This window comes from Pandoraea iniqua (assembly GCF_902459685.1).
Classification (GTDB): Bacteria; Pseudomonadota; Gammaproteobacteria; order Burkholderiales; family Burkholderiaceae; genus Pandoraea; species Pandoraea iniqua.
Window position 1 is genome coordinate 934233 of the sequence record NZ_CABPSF010000003.1, and the last position, 17924, is coordinate 952156.

The following is a 17924-nucleotide window of genomic DNA, read 5'->3' on the forward strand; positions in this document are numbered from 1 at the left end:
GTCATCGGAAGTTCTGCCGCGGGTGCCAACCCGGCTGCGGAAAATTCGGCCACGCCGGTGCGTGCAACAGCAACGCATTCTCCTGATAGTCGAACGGCAACACGCCCTGTGCATCGGCAAACGTCGGCGCGGCGTTCAGGGCGTCTTCAATGGTGTGGAAATCGACGTATTTGACGTGTCGGTTACCCGCCCGCGCAACATAGGCAGCCTGCCACTGCGCTTCGCTGGCGATGTACCCAAAGTACGGGGGATGCAGCGTATCGGGCAACGCGTGACTCGCGAAAATATCGACGACGACCCGGCAAGGCGTCTCACTTCGGCGGAACGGCTTCTCGGCATCGCCGACCAGCGCATAGGACCAATCGGGTTTGAATTGATTGGCGTGCGACCACGTCAGCACGACACGGCACCGAATGTTCGTCACGTTGAACCGTTGCATTGCCGCATGAATCGCCGCCAGCAGATTGGCGTCGGCGCCATCCGAGCGCCGCTCGATGGCCGTGAGCACCAGCGGCACCGCGACGATCTCCTGCTCCAGCAGCGTCCCGTCGACCGTCCCGTTGCTGGCAGGCGGGCAGCGGGGTTCGACATGAATTCCCGGTGTGAGCCCTTCTGCGCACATCGAGACAGGCGTCCCGTCCTTCAACACCACGCCGTCGCCGGTAAAGGCGAGCAACGTATTGTTTGCCAACAGATCGATGCGCTCCAGACGGGGCGGCAGGCGTCCATCTTCGAAGCGTCTCGTCCATCCCGCCACGACGCCCTGCCCCAGACTGAACATTTCGTACCACACCTGCACGTCGTAGTCGTTCCCCAGCGGGCTGGTCAGAAAGAGGCGATAGCCCGGCGGCACGGCGGCGAACGATGGCGCGTCATTGATGCGGATGAGTCCGCGCCCGGAGGTTCCGGACGTATAGCCATCCGCGCTGATCGGCATCGAATCCCAGATGGTGTCGATGACCGCCGCAAACCGGTCGGTCGCCTGCATATGGAAACTGGCGTTGAGCAGCGACCTGCCGAACGTGCTGCTGCCCACGCCCCACTCGACGAGGCCAGCCATCTCGCCACGTGCCACCCCCTTGGTGTAAGGCGTCAGATGCGCATCGACAAAGTTGATCGCCTGCATCACCGCCTCTTCCGGTGCCTTGCCGGCCAGTGGGTACGTGCCGTTCGCGGCCGCCGCTTCACGTGCCATCAGTCCGATGGAATGCGCCAGCGAGAGATCGGGTCCCGTCCATCGGGTATGGATCAATGCCGCGTCGGTGATTTCGCGGGGCGGTGCAAACGGCGTATCGGAAGTCCTCGGCCGCAGGAGCGCACGCACCGCACGGGTCAGCTTTTTCGCATCGTCCGGCGGCAACACGCTGGCGGCATAGGCCACCAGAAACAGCAGGTCGTGCGAGCGGTCGTCCTGCATGCAGATGTCGATCGCGCTGGCCCGGCAATGCAGGTCCCAGAAGATTCGACTGTGCAAGTCGTTCACCATGTCGCCATGCCCGCCCCGACGGGTCACGAAGGTCACGGCGGCCAGCGGATCGGGGCTCGCGTCGCTGGGCACGCCGGGCAGCGCTCTATCCTCGTTCAGCAAGCCCCGGTAGACCCACAGCCGGTGTTCGCTGAGATGGGGCCTGACGAACGCTTGCAAGGCTTGTCGTCCCTTGATCGTGAGGTTGCCGGTCCAACCTAGCGCGTCTCCGGTGATCAGCGACAGCAGCAGGTAGTTGCGCACACCGTCCGACACCCGCGCTTCATCCAAGCGGTCGACACCGCTCAATGCGACCACGCCGTACAACGTGGCGTCGTACAAGCGCGCCGTGCGCAGGGGCTCGACCCCTTGTAGCCGCCGCAACGCCAGCCCCTGATTCGCCGCGTCGAGAAACGGCAGGTGCCAGAGCAGCAGCCCCGTCTCGACACGGGCGAGCACGTCGGACAACGCTGCCTTGAATTCGGACACGTTCCAGCGCTGGAAAATCTGACTGCGAAACCCGGACACTTGATAGGCTGCAATCTGATCGATCGTGCGCAACCGCATGCCTAACCGATTGGCTCGCCACAGCGCCACGATATCGGACCACGACACCTTTTCTTCAAGCGTTTGCGATGCCGGCAGCAGTCTCGCCAGTGGGCTCAGCGGCGAACCCGGCAGCGGATTCAGGGGGGGATTCGGCAGTATCGTCTCGGGCGCTTCCGATGGCGCGGGCCGCACCGCCACGCGCCCCGCGTCGGGGTCGAATATCGGGATGGCGGGCACGCGCTGCCGAATCGTTTCGTCGATGAACATCGAGAACATGGCGCCGGAGACCTCCACGCTGCCGTTACCGTGAAACGTCAGAATGTCGGCATGCTTGCCGGCGAAATCGATGACCGCAAAATCCGTCGGCAACGTCACGATGGCGGGATCGGTGCCGCTGCCCACCACCTCGCCGTCACCACAAGTCATGCCGGCGAAGAACATCGTGCCGAACTCGTCGGCCAATGCGATGGCGTATCCCGGCGGCAAGCGCAACAGTTCATCACGCGTCGTAACCGGGGCGCGTCGCAGCCCGAGAAAGCCGTTGACGTTGCGGTTTCTGATGGCCACCGTCCTGCGGATATTGCTATCGCTCGTCCCACCATAGGCCGCGCGCACATGATCGATGACATCCCACGGGCGTTGCGGCGTTTCCATCGGCGATGCGTTATCAGGCAAACGCAGGTCGGCGAGACCGACAAGGCTTTGCACCATGGCGCGGCGTTCGTCGTGATTCGGGGACGGCATGGCGTCCATGGCCGCATGACTGCTGCGCAGCAAATGGCCCGACGCCGCCAGCGTGTAGCCGAACGCCGCCCTGAAGATCCGCCATTCGGCCGCGCCGATGGGCAAGAGATGCACAAACATCATCAGCGTGCCCAGCTTCATGTCGTGCTGCGCTTTGCGCAGGCCGGCCAGATCGGTGTCCTTGGCCTCCGCCGAAACCAGCATCAGGTTGGCGAAACTGGTCGCCACGCCGGCACCGAATGCGGCCGGCGACACCCAGACCGACAGCGGAAATGCGCCAAACAGCAGCGGAAAAAACACCCCAGAACCTTGCAGCATCGCGTGCTGTATGGCGAGCCGGTCGCGGCGATCGCGCCATGACTTGGTGGCAATACGTACGTCCATGTTCTCGCGCACGGTGCGGACTTCCGCCTTCCACAACTCGTCCCGGATCGCGTTGCTCGACTGGAACTCGAAGTCGGGTTGATACATCTCCCGCCGTGTCTCGGTATTGGCGAACCATAGGCCGACCGGCCCGCCGTCGCCCGGCCCCCAGCCGATGCCTGACCCCGGGCCTGTCTTCCTGCCGATGCGGAACTGAAGATCGCTGATGTGTACGGGGTTGTCGAGCTTGACGAGATCGCGCGCCGACAAGTGACCCGTCATGAACTCTCGGAAGAGCGCGCTTCGCTCGACCGTTCGATCCCACCAGAGCCAAGTGCCGCTCTTGAGCGAGACCAGCAATGCGTTTTCACCGTTGGTATGGCGCGCCGCCAGCAAGCCGGGCATGACCCTTTTGTGGAACGTCAACAGGCGCAACGTGTTGCCTCGCTCGCTTTCGGCAGCGGCCTGCTTCACGATGTCGGCAGCCCATGCGGGGCTGCCTTCGGACAATCTCGCCTGCAAGATCATGGCAAACGTGCGGGCATTGACGTAATGCCCAAACGCCGCGACCGCCTCCGGCGCACGTTCCAGTTGCGCCAGATGAGCGATGTCGGCGTCGTACAAGGCCTGCCGGAAGTCGTCGTTGTTGACCGCGTTCAACAAGCGGGTCACCTCGGGATTACCGTCGCTGACCGCTACCGACCGGACCTCCTTCGTCGCCCCCAGCTTCAGTAACTCTTTCTGGTAGTGATGCCCCAGTGCAACGTCTCGCAACCGGTACTTCTCGACGGTCGTCAACGTCATGGACGGCACGCCATGCGCGTTCCCCATGACGAGAAACGGGATCGAGCGATACGTCACGTTGACCCATTCGTCGAGCATCGCCGAAACGTTCGACGGCACGAGGCCCGCGCTGCGCTGCGTCAGCACGTCCTTGATCAACCATGCGGTGTGCGAGTCCGCCGCATCCCGGTAGGTGTGCGCGGCGTCGTCCCATGCCATCCAGTCGCCCAGTGTCAGCAACTTGCTCAGACTCAGGCCGTCTCGCAGATCGCGGACAGCCGGCGGTGGCAGCGGTGCCTCTGCGCGCCGGGCATCGCTGATGGGGGAACCCGAGGGCGATTCTGCGGGTGAATCCGCGGGCGAATCTGCTGATGAATCCACCCGCTGCGGATCGTCGCTCAGCCATGACGCGGCCCAGTGGTAGGCATATCGGGCCGCTGCGGCCACGCTCACCGCGCCAAGCGCAAGCCCGCCCACCTGCACCGTGCGCGACTTCAGTCCCACGCGCAATGCGCGGGTCATGGTCCAAGTGGCGATGGCACTTCCGGTGTTCAGTAGCGGATCCGTGGGATCGGTAGGATCGGTGGGATCGGCGGCATGGCTCGCCGCGCGCGCATCGTCCGGCTCGAATGGCGGTGCGGCATACACACCACCCGCGATCGCGGGTGATAAGGATTCAGGTGTGACACGCGCGGGCGGCGCGATGCGGATCGATGGCCACGATACGGCGGCGTGCCGTGGCCGCAACGTATCGTTCGCGAGCGGCAGTGGTTCGACACGTTCGACAGGTCCGAGAGGCCCGGCAAGTTCGACGCGGGCAGAGGGTCCGGCACTTTCCGCTCGCCCGGCCTGAGCGGATTGGCCGGATTGGCTGGTTCGGCTGTCAGGTCCCGGCAAGTACCGGATCGCAGCGGCCCGTTGCCACGCCGCACGATCCCACGCGTACAGCTCGTCTTGCCACGCCTCGGCGCGCCAGGACTGACGTGCCGACGCCACCTCATCGCCCCACGGACTCAACAGCCCGTGCTGGCTCGCCAGATCCAGCAACGTCTCCAGCGCCTGCTTGCCGCACGTGAGGTTTGGCGTGCGCCGCGTGTTCTCGCGCTCCGCCCGCTCGAAGTCGCGCACCGGCAATCGACGCACCACGTCGCCGGGGGTTTGTCCTGCCGTGCGCGTCGCCAGCCTGCGACGGATCGCCGACGTCAGATGAAAGAAGTCGAGCCGCGCGTCGGCCCCTTCGAGCCGCGCCATCAGCGCCTTGAGATCGGCGCATCCGAGTTCCGGCAAGCTGAGCGCCAGCGCAGCTTCGTATTTCGCACGTTCCGCCGGATCGGCATGGCTCGAGAGCGTCGAAACCGCCCTTCGTAACGCCCCCCCCAATACACCGATTTGCAGAGCCCCGGCGGTGATCGCACCGGCCAGCGGCAAACTCGTTCCGAGTGCGTACGCGGCGGTGCCTGCCACAGCCCACAGCGTGCCGCGTGCAAACAGCGCGCCCGCCGCGGCCGGCTCACTCACGTGCCCGCCGTCGGCGGGGCCGCCCATCAGGTCTTGCCACAACGCCTGCGCTACGTCGGGGGCTTCGCACACGATGTCCGGCAACGACGCGACCATCGCCTCGACGTCGTCATCGACAACATCGGCAATCTCGGCAAGCGTGCGCCGTGACGCCGAGGCGATCAACACATGACACAGGCCACCGTACGGCTGGCGTTCATCGGACCACTCGACGTCCCCCGCTCGCCAGAGGCCGAACCGGGCGCCGTCGCGGCAAATTTGCCAGTGCCGATCGGCGCCAGTCGTCTCTCGCCCACGCGGGACGCTCACGTCCAGACGTTCAATCGGTGCCCCACAGGCATCGACGATGTCCAACACGCCGCCCGCGCCGAGACGGCCGCACTGGGCAATCAACCGTGGCGCCAGCACTGCCCCTACCGCCCCCCATCGCTCGGGTTGCGCAAGCAGCCGGTACACGGTCTGCGCGCGCCAATCCATGTTGGCGACCTGCGTCGGCGTGGCGGCTTGTCTCTGTGCCTGCCAGCCGAGGCGCAGACGCGTCGCGGCATCGCAAGGCACCTGCGCGCCGCACAGTTGCCACGGGTTCCGCCCGCCCGATTCGATTCGCATCGTTATTGCCCCCGGCTCGGATGCCAGCCCGGCGGCGGATAGCGCCGCCAATCGGGCATGTGCAGGAGAATGGCGCCATGCCGGTAGTCGTATGGCCCCACGCCCGGCAAGGTGTCGTATTCATGCGCGGCGTCGAGCGCCTCGGCCGCATTGTTGAAGTCGATGTATTTGAGGCAGCGCTCCCCTGCACGGGCGCGATACACGTCCCGCCACTCTGATTCGCTTACCACGTACCCGACCGAGGGTTCGCCCTGCCCCAGCGTTCTTGCCGCGAACAAATCCACCACCACCCGGCAGGGTGCGCAGTCCGGCCGCAACTTGCCGTTGGCCTTCGCCTCGGCAATGACGATGAAGGACTTGTCGGGCTTGCACTGCCACGGCGCAGACCATGACAGCAGGACGCGCACCTGCGCATTGCGCACGTCATAGGCGCCAAGTTGCAGCCGGATCTGCTCGAGCAGGTCGGGATCGCCACCGTCGGCGTGCCGCTGAAATGCGCGATTGACGATCGGGAAATGAGCCAGTTCCTGAAGCAGTTGCCTGCCATCGAGCCCCCCTTCGCTCACCCACGCACAACGCGGCTCGGAAAAGACCCCCGGCACGTCGCCCTCTGTCCACAAACCGGCCGGCCCGCCGCCCACCCATGCAATGCCGTCGCGCGTGAAGCGGATCAATTCGTTCTCCCCCGCGAGATCGAGACGCTGCAACCGGAGCGCGGGCGCGGACTCATTGGCAGTACGATCCCACGCGGCCACCGTCCCGTTGCCCAGCGTGATCATCTCGTACAGGAGTTCAGGCCCCGTGTGGTACGCGCTCGATTCGCCGACGAACAGGCGATAACCCGGTGCAATGGCGCAAAGCGTCGCTTTGTCGGTGATCTTGGCAAATGCCCGCACCGAACCTGACGTTCGCCGCTCAGGCATGCCCCGGCGAATCTGTCCCAGCGTCGCGGAGATCGCGGCCGCGAATCGGCCGTTTCTTGCCGCGCGGCCGGCGACCGACATCGCGTACCCGAAGGCGTCGTCGTCGATACCGGATTCGACCAGTGCCCCGATGTCGCCGTGCGCCAGATGCCACGCGTAGTGCGGCAGTTGTTCTTCGGTAAACCGCCGCGCAAACGCCGCCGTCTGTGCCAGTGTCCTGCTGCCGGGAAGGCGGCGGAAGGCGTCGGCCGCGAAGCCTTCGATTCTCTGCCCGAGGAAGTGGGCAAACGGCAGATCGGGGCCGTTGTGGCCCCCGCGCACCTCGCGATCGAACGCGTAGATGTAGGGCGGCCGCTCGCCGCGTCGCGCCCCCGGCCCCCGCAGCATTTGCACCACATCGAGCAACGCGTCCCGGTCGGCCGGCGCCAGTACGATGGCTGCGTAAGCCACGAGATACAGCATGTCGTCCGCACTGTCGTCGCGCGCACATCCGCGGCGAACACCGGCCCGGCAGCGCAAATCGGATACCAGCCGGTCGCGCAGGTCCTGCGAGAGTCCGCTGTGCCGGTCGGCGCTGACCGGAAAGTTGATCTGCACGTCGTCATCCGTCACGTCACGGCCCTCGTCGACGTGCAGCAAATGCGAAAAACCAAAGCGGTCGTACTCACTCAAATGATGCGACACGAAATCCTGCAACTCGGGTTTCCCAACCGGGCGCCGGTCCCCCCGCCACGTCAGCACCTCACCCGTCGTGAGCGAGAGCAGCAGGTGCTCGCTCTCGCTGGTCAGTGCCACCACGCCATACAGCGGCGCCTCGCCGAGGCAAGCAGTTCGCGCGCTGTCGTTGCCCTGCACGTGCCGGCGGGCCATGTTCTGCTGCCCCCTCGATAACTGCGGCATATGCCAGAGCAGCAAGCCAGTTTCGACGCGCGCCAGCACCGCCGCCATTGCGATGGCAAACGCCGGCGTAAGCCACGCCTTGGTCACGGCATCGCTTTGCACCCACAATTGCTCGAGCGTGATCGAAGCCGGGGCATTGAAGATGACGGCCGGCACCCGCCGCGGCGCCGTCGTGGTGCTCGTAGTGTTGGGGGCATCGGTAGCGTTCGGGGCGCGGGTGGCACCGGTGGTGGTAGGGGTGGCGTTGGCGGTATCGATGACCGCGGTCGTGACAGTGGCCCCGCGATCGCCCCGCCACCGCGTGACGATCTCCGACCACTGGCGCACCGGGTCGGCAAACATGCGCTCCCATGGCCGTCTTTCCGGCGTAGTGGTCTCGCCAGTGCCGATAGCCGCCGGGGTCGAGCCATCGCCCGGCGCCACTTCGGTCGTCGCGTCGGACGGTGGCCGGCTGCCGGGTGAACCGGCCTGCAGTGATGTGTCGGTGGTCGATACCGGCGCCCGCCGGAGAACGGTCGTGTCGGGCATGGGAAGCGCCGGCACCAGTTCCCGGATCGACTCGTCGACGAAAATCTTCAGCGTCTCGCCGTCCGACTCCACCTGACCGTTGCGACCGAAGGTCAGAATGCCCGCATGCATCGCATCGTCGGCAAAGTCGAGCAGTGCGAATTCGGTGGGCAACAACGCGTTGTTGTCGTTGATGCTCTTCCCGACGATCTTGCCCCCGCCCAAGGTCACGCCCGCCAGAAACATCGTCTCGTCCCTGCCCACGAACGCGATCGGAAAACCCGGCGGCAATCGCAACAGCTCGCTGTAGGTCGTCACCTGAATCAACCGGCTGCCTAAAAATCCCCATGGCAAGCCGTCCATGACTGCGACCGCCCGCTGACTCGTCAGGTAGTCGATGCCGCCGCTCGCGGAGCGCAGCCGGGCAATCGTGTCCCACGGCAGCTCCGACACCCGGGATGGCCTGCCCCCGGGCACCGACGCTTCGCGCACGAACCGCTGGACACGTTCGTCCAGCAGCGAAAGCGGCCGCTTGCCGTCATTGGGCGGCGCATTCACGATGGCTTCGCCGCGCTTGATGATGTCGCGTGCCGCTGTGCCCGAGTACGAGAACGCCGCGCCGACGACGCGCGACACACGCGTATCGCTCGGGATGAAATTCATGACCAGCATCATCCCGCCGAATTTCAGATCGCTGTGGGCCTTGCGTAACTCACGCAGGTCGGCGTTTTCCGTGCTTTGCGCAATCGACATGAGCGACGCCACCCCCGAGCCGAGCGAGCCACCGAGCACAATCGGTGTGATCAGCGGCACGCCCGGAAAAGCACCGAACAGCAGCGGAAAGAATGCCCCCGAGGCCTGCAACATGGCCTGCTTCACCTGCTCCCAGTCGCGCTGTTCGCGCGCCGTCTTCGTGACGATCTTGACATCGAGGTTGTCGCGAAAGCACCGCATTTCTGCGGCCCACAGTTGCTCCTGTATCGCATCACCCGGGAGAAACTTGAAATCGGCGTCGAAATAGTTCAGCGACAACATGAACGAGCGCAGCCCGGGGTTCAGCGCAAGCGCGAGCGTTTTCGCCTCGTCGTCGGTCGATGCCGCAGCCCCGGGGCTCGTCCGGCATTGTTCTGCCTGCATGGGCGGCGGGCCGATGCGGAAATACAGATCGTCGATGCGCATGGGGTTTTCGAGACGCTCGCGCTCGATGATCGACAAATGGCTGCGCATGAAGTCCCGAAACGACGCGCTCGTCTCGATGCTGGCATCCCACCAGAACCAAGTCCCGTGTTTCACCGAAATCAATAACGCAGACGCGCCGTTGTCGTGCACCGCGGCCATCAAACCTGCCACCACGCACCGCTGAAACGTCACCAGTTGCAGGGTCTGCGTCGTATCGACCTCGGCCCCCCATTGCCTTGCGACGGGCCCGCTCCGGTCGTCGGTGATGGCCGCTTTCGCCTGCATGACCACATGAAACGCGCGCGCATTGACGTACTGCGAGAACGCTGCAATGGCGGCCGGGGAACCGCTCAGACGATTGAGATGCTCGTTGTCTTCGTCATACAGCGCCTGCCGGAAGGCATCGCTGTCGACGGCACGCAGCACCTCCGCAACGTCAGCATCATCGCCGGACACACTCACCGAGGTGACGCGGCGGCTGCCGCCGATTTTCAGAAACTCCTCCCGAAAATGCTGACCGAGCGCAACGTCGCGCAGCGAAAACGTCTTGTAGGTGTGCATGGCCCCGTACCCCACCCCATAGCCCACCCCGCCGACGGGAAACGAGTTCTCGACAAGGCTCACGGTGAGCGGCGCGTCCAGCAGCGCCGGGAGGTTTGCCGGTGCGCTCCCATTGCCCAGCCGGGCGAGCGCATTGCCCAACAGCAAGGCGGCATACGCTCGGGCTCTGGCGTCGTAGCCGGCATCTTCGTCGGCCCACGCCAGCCACTCGTAGAGGGTGAGTATCTGACCCAGCGTCAGCCTGTCTTGCAGGCCGTGCGAAGGTTCGGCGCGCCCGCGGCGATAGGCGTCGACCGAAAACCCGTTATCGATCGGAACATCACTGTCCAGCCACGACCGGATCTGTTCGCACGCGTATCGGGTGCCGACCAGCACCGTCGCGACGCTCAACCCGACAACGCCCGCCTTTACCGCGAGAAAGCGCGGGCCGCGCCTTAGCACGGCCCCCATGACCGCCGACGTGGTGGCGATCGTGGTATCGAGGAGTGGATCGCTGACGCCGGACGGCGATTCGGCATCGGCGTGTGTGTGGGCCGTGACGCCGAATGCCGGCACGGCGCGCGTCGCGTTACCGGTGACATGATCGATGCCCACACGCAACCGGTCCGACGCCTGCCGGTCCCACGCATCGAGTTGCGCGCGCCAAAGGGCGACTCGCTTGTCATAGGGCTCAGTCGATACTTCCTGCGCACCGCCCCACGGACACAACAAACCGATTTCATGCGCCAACGCCAGCACGGTTCTCAGTACCGGCTCACTACCGATGCGCTCGGGCGCATGCTGCCGCCGGTCATTCTCCCGTGCCGCCCGCTCGAGATCGCGCACGGGCAATCGAGCGATCACACCGGCGACCGTCTCGCCATCGCTGCGCGCGGCCAGCCGGCGACGGATCGTACTGGTCAGGTGGAAGAAGTCGAGCCGCGCGTCGGCGCCCTCGAGCCGCAGCATCAACGCCCGGATGTCGGTGCACCCCAACGCCGGCAACGTGAGGGCGAGCGCCGCCTCGAATCTGGCCCGCTCGGCCGGGTCGGCCTGACGGCGCGACAGTCGTGCAATGGCCTCGCCCGATACGGCGACTTCCAGCGCGCCGGCGCAAGTGGCGGCCAGTAGCGGCGCACCCGCCGCGCCAAGGGTGTACGCGGCCACGCCTCCCGCCGCCCATAGCGCCCCGCGCCGCACCATCCCGCCGATGCCTATCGGATCGCTCGGGTCGCCGCGACGGTCGTCCACGGTATCGGTGCCCATCATGTCGTGCCACATCAGCACGGCCATGTCCGGCGCGTCGCAAACGATCATCGGCAGCAACTCGATCATCGGCCGGACGTCGTCGTGCCTGACGTCGGCCACCCGGCCACCGCATGCCGATGCCATCAACGCATGACACAGAGCGCCGCCGGGCAAGCCGTCATCGCCCCAGTCGACACCGGCGGCATGCCATACGCCAAAGCGCGCCCCGTCGCGGCAGATCAGCAGATGCAGCCCACGGACGGCCACGGCGGCGCGCGGCGTGGCGATGTCCAGACGCTCAACCATGGCCCCCGATACGTCGACGATTTCGAGCACCCCGGCAACGCGCAACCGGCCGCTCCCGGCCAGCAGCCTCGGCGCAAGTTCAGCGGCGAGCACACCCCAGCGCGCCGGCTGCGCGAGTAACCAGTAGACGACCTGCGCGCGCCACGCCATGTTGTGCACGATGGGCGGTGCCGGCATTTGCGCGCGCGAGGCCCAGCACTGGCGCTGCCGTGTCGCGGCATCGGCGGGGGTGTCTGCGCCATGCAGTTGCCAGTGGGTGCTGCGTCCTGCCTCGACGATGACAGGACTCATCGCCGGTCCGGGTGCCAGCCCGGTGGCGGGTAGCGACGCCAGTCGGGCACGTTCAGGAGCACGCCGCCGTGCCGGTGGTCGTAAGGCCCCACGCCCGGCAAGGTGTCGTATTCGCTGGCCGCTTCGAGCGCCTCGGTGGCATTGTTGAAGTCGATGTATTTGATGCAGCGATCTCCCGCGTGCTGGGCGTACACCGCTTGCCAATCCGCCTCGCTGCTCACATAGCCGACGCGGGACACCCCCTGCCTGCGCCCCAGCACGCGTGACGCAAACAGATCGACCACGACGAGACAAGGCGAGCAACTCGGCTGAAGCTTGCCGTGCGCCTTCGCCTCGGCAATCACCACGAACGACTTATCGGGCCGGCATTGCCATGGCGCCGACCACGACACGAGCAGGCGAAACTGAACATTGCGCACGTCGTAGACGCCCAGTTGCAGTCTGATCTGTTCGAGCATCACCGGATCACCGGCATCCATGGGTTGTTGAAGCGCCCGGTTGACGATCGGAAAGCTCACCAGTTCTTTCAGCAGCGACTGCCCGTCGACCGCGCCGTGGCTCACCGGCGAGCAATGGGGCTCGACAAAGATACCCGGCGTACCTCCCTCGGCCCACAGACCGACCGCCCCGCCGCTGAGCCATGTCAGCCCCTCGCGGGTGAACCTGATCAGATCGTTCTCGCCCGCAAGATCGATGCGTTGCAACCGGCGAGGCGGCCCTCCGGTCGTGGGACTTCGATCCCATGCGGCCGCCGTCCCGTTGCCCAGGCTGATCATCTCGTACAACATCCCCGGCGGTTCGGCCAGTAATGCCGCTTCGCCGAGGAACAATCGATAGCCGGGAGGAATCGCGCGGAGCGTGCCGCTGTCGGCGATCTTCAGGAACGCCCCGCCGGGACCGTGCGAACGGCTCTCTGGCATGCCCTTCAGAATCTGTCCCAACGTGGCCGATATGGCCGCCGCGTATCGTCCGTTTCTCGCCGGACGGCTGGCTTCCGAGAGTGCGTAGCCGAAGGCATCGTCGCCGACCCCCGATTCGACGAGCGCCCCCACATCACCGTAGCCCACATGCCACGCGTAGCGCGCCAGTTGTTCTTCCGTAAAAATGCGGGCGAACGCGACGGTCTGTGCCAGCGTTTTGCTGCCGGGCACGCGCCTGAACGCATCGGCAGCAAAGCCCTCGATCGTCTGCCCGAGAAAGTGTGCAAAAGGCAGATCCAGCCCGTTGTCGCGGCTTGGCGCAAATTGGTCGAAGCTGTAGATGTGCGGCGGGTGCCGCCGTCGACGACCGGCCGCCCCATGCACTGCCTGCACCGCGCCTAGTAACGCGTCCCGGTCGCCCGGCGGTAGTGCTCTGGCAGCATATGCCACCAGATACTGCGTATCGTCGTCCATGCTTTCGTATCGTGCGCATCCCCCGCGGACGCCGGCCCGGCAACGCAAATTCGACGTCAGCCTGTCGCCAATATCGCGCGCGACGGCGGCGTGCTTGTCGAGCCGCGTGGCGAACGTGAGGTGCGGTGAATCCTCTCCCACGGTGCGCCCCTCCCGAATGTCCAGCGCATGCGAATAGCCGAAAAGGTTGAACTCGCTGAGGTGCCGCGCGATGAAGTCCTGCAATGCGGGCTTGCCAACGACCGCGCGATCGCCATGCCATAACAACACCTCGCCCGTCGTGAGCGACAGCAGCAGGTGGTCGTTGTCGTTGCTGAGCGCGACAACGCCATGCAACGGCGCGTCGTCGAGCTGCGCCGTCATGAGGCTGCCGTTGCCCTGCAAGTGCCGCCGCACCATGCGCTGATGCGCCACAGGCAATTGGCCCAAGCGCCAGAGCAGCACCCCCGTTTCGATGCTGGCCAGCACCCCCGCCATGGCGTCGGCAAAGTCCGGTGTCTGCCACTGTTTGGCAAAGGCTTCGCTCAGTGCCGACACGGCTTTACGCGCGATGGTCGCGGGCGGGTTGTAGGTGATGCCCAGCACTGGGGGCACCGGGGGCATCGGCGCGAGTACTGCGCCGGCGGTGTTGGCGGTGCGGGAGCTGTTGGCAGCCCCCGGCGCACGAGGCCCATCGGCAACCGGCGTGCCGGCACGCCAGCGGGCAACGACGTCTGTCCACAAGCGTACGGGGTCGGGAAACGGGCCATCCGAGGCTTCTCCCGAATTTCCGGAAGGTCCCGAATGTCCGGATGGGCGCGTGGCGTTCCCCGCTGCCCCCGTTCGATTGCCAGCGTCGTCCGGCGCGAGCGTCGGCCGGATGCCTGAGGGCCGGGGCCGGCCTGAAGGCCGCGACGGCCGCATGGGCCGTGGCGCGCGCGTCGTCGAGCGTGGCGCGAGCAGCGGAATCGTCATGTCCGGCATCGACAGCGGAGGCACCAGTTCCCGAATCGATTCATCGACGAAAATCCGAATCGTCTCGCCGTCGGAGTTGACACGCCCATTGCTGCCGAAGGTCAGCACGTCGGCGTGCATTGCCTTGTTGGCAAAGTCGAGCAGTGCGAACTCGGTAGGCAGCAACGCGTTGTTGTCATCGGCGCTTTTGCCCATGACCCTGCCCTCCCCCAGCGTCACGCCTGCGAGAAACATCTTGCCCTCACGGTCTGCGAAGGCGATCGGGTATCCCGGCGGCAATCGCAACAGTTCGCTGAATGTCTTCACCGGCAACAGACGGCTGCCCAGAAACCCCCAAGGCAATCCATCCATCACGGCCACGGCGCGCTGGCTCGACTGATAGTCGATCACACCGCGCTCGGAGCGCAGCCGGGTAATGGTGTCCCACGGCGACTCCAGCGCATGCGGCTTCAGTGCGCCCGGCATCGAAGCTTCGCGCACCAGCCGTTCGGCACCTTCGACCAGCAGCCGGCGCCGGCGCTGTCCGCCCGCAGGCGGCGCGTTCACGATGGCCTCGCCGCGCGTGATGATTTCGCGTGCTGCGGTGCCCGTGTAGGAAAACGCCGCCTTCACGGCGCGCGATACCTGCGTATCGACCGGCATGAAATTCGTGATCATCATCAGGCCGCCGAACTGCAACTCGCTGTGTGCCTTGCGCAAGTCCCGAATGTCCGCCTTCTCCGTGCTTTGTGCGATCGACAACATCGACGCGACGCCCGCACCGACCGAGGTACCGAAGACAATCGGCGCGACCAGCGGCGAGCCCGGGAATGCACCGAACAGCAACGGGAAAAACGCACTCGATGCCTGAAACATGGCCTGCTTCACTTGCTCCCAGTCGCGCTCGTCACGGGCCTGCCCGGTCACGATCTTGACGTCGAGGTTATCCCGGAAGGCCCGAATTTCCGCCTGCCACAGCTGTTCGTGAATCGCATCGCTCGGGAGGAATTTGAAATCGGGATCGAAGTAGGTCAACGACAGCAGGAACGTGCGCACGCCGGGGCTGAGCGCAAGCGCCTGCGCCTGTGCCTCGTCGGGTTGCGGCTGCGGCTCGGCCACGCTGACACGGCACAATTCCGGCACCTCCGGGGGCGGGCCGATCCGGAAATACAGATCGTCGATACGCAGCGGGTTTTCGAGTCGTTCCCGCTCGATGACCGACAGATGGCTGCGCATGAAATCGCGAAACGCGTCGGTTGTCTCGACGCTGGCATCCCACCAGAGCGAGGTGCCGTGCTTGAGCGAAATCAACAACGCAGAGGCGCCGTTGCTGTGCACTGCCGCCAGCAGCCCCGCCACGACACACTTCTGGAACGTCACCAGTTGCAGTGTCTGCATCGTCTCGAGCTCGGCCGCCGACTGTGTGGCGATCGGCTCGCTTTGATTGTGAGATGCCGTCGACATCGCCTGCATGACCGTGTGGAAGGCCCGTGCGTTGATGTACTGCGAGAAGGCACCGATGGCGGCCGGGGAGCGGCTCAGATCGTTGATGTGCGCGATGTCCTGATCGTATAGCGCCTGCCGGAAGGCATCAGTGTCGACTTCACGTAACACGCTGGCGACGTCGGTGGCATTACCGATCGCGTTCACCGAATTGACGCGGCGGCCACCGGCGATCTTCAAAAACTCTTCGCGGAAGTGCTGACCGAGCGCGATGTCCTGAAGCGTAAAGGTCTTGTAGGTCAGGAGGGTTCCGTGAGGCACGCCGTAACCCGCCCCGCCCACCGGAAACGGAATCTCCCGATAGCGCACGACGACCGGCGCCGACAGCAACGTCGAGAGGTTCGCAGGTACGCTGCCGTTGGCATGCCGGGCCAGCACGTTGCCGAACAATTCCGCGGTGTAGGCCGCCGTCATGTCCGCTTGGTCGGCCTCGCTCGCTTTCCACAGCAGCCATTGGCTGAGCGCCAGCAGCTGATCGAGATTCAGACTGTCCTGCAAGCCGCGCGACGCCTCGGCGCGCCCATGCCGGTAGGCTTCGTCAGGCGGCAGATCGTCGATGGGAACATCGCTTTCACGCTGTAGCCACGCCCGGGTGCCTTCGTACGCGTATCGGCCGACGGCAAGGGCGGTCGTCCCCCCGAGCGCCACGCCAGCCCACCGCACTGCGCGCGATTGCGCCCCCTGCCGCAACGCCGCGCCGATCCCGGACGACGTGATGGCGACCGCCGCATCGAGCAGTGGATCGGTGGCGTCGCTGGGGGTGTCGCCGAGGGTGTCGCTGGGGGTGTCGCTGGTACCGCAGCCGTTCGGCAAGTCGACCGCCTCGTGCACACTCGCCATCACACCGAATGCCGGTGCGTGTGCGGTCGCGTTGCACGCCACGTGCACGACGGCGGCGCGCCGTTGCGTCGACGCTTGCCGGTCCCAGACGTCGAGCTGGTGGTTCCAGTGCGCGACGCGTCTGGCATAGGGCTCGGTGGAAACTTCCTGCGCGTTTGACCATGCGCGCAGAAGCCCGCTCTCGTGTGCCAGCTCCAGCAGCGTTCGCAATAGCTGCTCACCGCCCGGGCGGCTGACCGGCGCGCACGCTCTCGCGCGCCACGCATTCTCCCGTGCAGCCCGTTCGATATCGCGCACAGAAAATCGGGCGATCACGTCGCCTGCCGTCTGGCCGGGCATGCGGGCCGCCAGTCTGCGGCGCAGCGCGCCGGTCAGATGGAAGAAATCCACGTCCGCGCCGGCGCCTTCGAGCCGCGCCATCAGCCCCTTGATGTCGGCGCGATCCAGCGGCGGCAAGGCGAGCGCCAGTGCCGCTTCGTATTTCGCCCGCTCCGCAGGGTCGGCGCCGGTGCATGACAGGCGTACTACGGCCTCGGTCAATGCGATGGCCTCCAGCGCGCCCGCCGATATCGCGGAAACTGCCGATATCGCCGTCAGCCCCGGCGCACCGCCAGCCCCCAACGCGTAGGCCGCCACGCCGCCTGCCGCCCAAAACAAGCCGCGCTGGAGCATCGCGCCGGCCGGCATCGGCACGCTGTCGCAACGCGCCAGCGTGGGCTCGCTGCCCATGAGTTCCTGCCACAAGGCGACGGCCGTGTCGGGGGCATCGCAAACGATCGCGGGCAGCGACTCGATCATCGGCCTGACGTCGTCGTCGGTCACGCCGGCGACATCGCCCCCGGTCACCGTGGCCACCAGCGCATGACACAGGCCGCCGTAACGCTTGCCGGCGTCGGGCCAATCGACGACACCGTTGCGCCAGACACCGAAGCGATCGCCGTCGCGGCAGAGTTGCAAGCCTGCCCCGGCTTCGACGACGGCCCCCTGAGGCGACACGGCGAGCTCGATTCGTTCGACGCTCGCGCCCGATGTGTCCAACATCTCCAAGATGCCGGCGATACCGGTCCGGCCGCTGCCGGCGAGCAGCCGAGGCGCCAGTACGGCGCCCAGCACGCCCCAGCATTCCGGCTGTGCCAGTAGCCAGAACACCGTCTGTGCACGCCAATCCATGCTGCGCACGGACGGTGGCAACGGCAGGCGCGCCTGCGCTTGCCAAAGGTGGCGCAGGCGCGCTGCCGCATCGGCCGCGACCTCGGCCCCCTGCAATTGCCACGCAGGACAGCCACGCGTCGTATCTATCCGCATATGAGCTCCTAACAAATGGGTCAG

General features: G+C 66.0%; 3 protein-coding genes. All 3 read right to left on the reverse strand.

Features of this window, described 5'->3' with window-relative positions:
- Nucleotide 1 precedes the first annotated feature (1 nt).
- Genes PIN31009_RS15125 through PIN31009_RS15135 form a run of 3 tightly spaced genes read right to left on the reverse strand, consistent with a single transcriptional unit; the run spans nucleotide 2 to nucleotide 17900 of the window.
- Entirely contained in the window at nucleotides 2-6031 is a 6030-nt protein-coding gene (locus PIN31009_RS15125; RefSeq protein ID WP_150790772.1) for a hypothetical protein, read from the reverse strand.
- A 2-nt stretch (nucleotides 6032-6033) separates the two neighbouring features.
- Nucleotides 6034-11925, reverse strand: coding sequence for a hypothetical protein (locus tag PIN31009_RS15130; protein ID WP_150790773.1), 5892 nt, complete (start codon nucleotides 11923-11925; stop codon nucleotides 6034-6036).
- Nucleotides 11922-17900, reverse strand: coding sequence for a hypothetical protein (locus tag PIN31009_RS15135; RefSeq protein ID WP_150790774.1), 5979 nt, complete (start codon nucleotides 17898-17900; stop codon nucleotides 11922-11924). Before PIN31009_RS15135 ends, PIN31009_RS15130 begins: the two co-directional genes overlap by 4 nt.
- Between the last annotated feature and the right edge of the window lie 24 nt (nucleotides 17901-17924).

Excerpts from the sequence above, each read along its gene's own strand:
- PIN31009_RS15125 (WP_150790772.1), bottom strand. The coding sequence starts at position 6,031 with ATGCGAATCGAATCGGGCGGGCGGAACCCGTGGCAACTGTGCGGCGCG.
- PIN31009_RS15135 (WP_150790774.1), bottom strand. The coding sequence starts at position 17,900 with ATGCGGATAGATACGACGCGTGGCTGTCCTGCGTGGCAATTGCAGGGG.
- PIN31009_RS15130 (WP_150790773.1), bottom strand. The coding sequence starts at position 11,925 with ATGAGTCCTGTCATCGTCGAGGCAGGACGCAGCACCCACTGGCAACTG.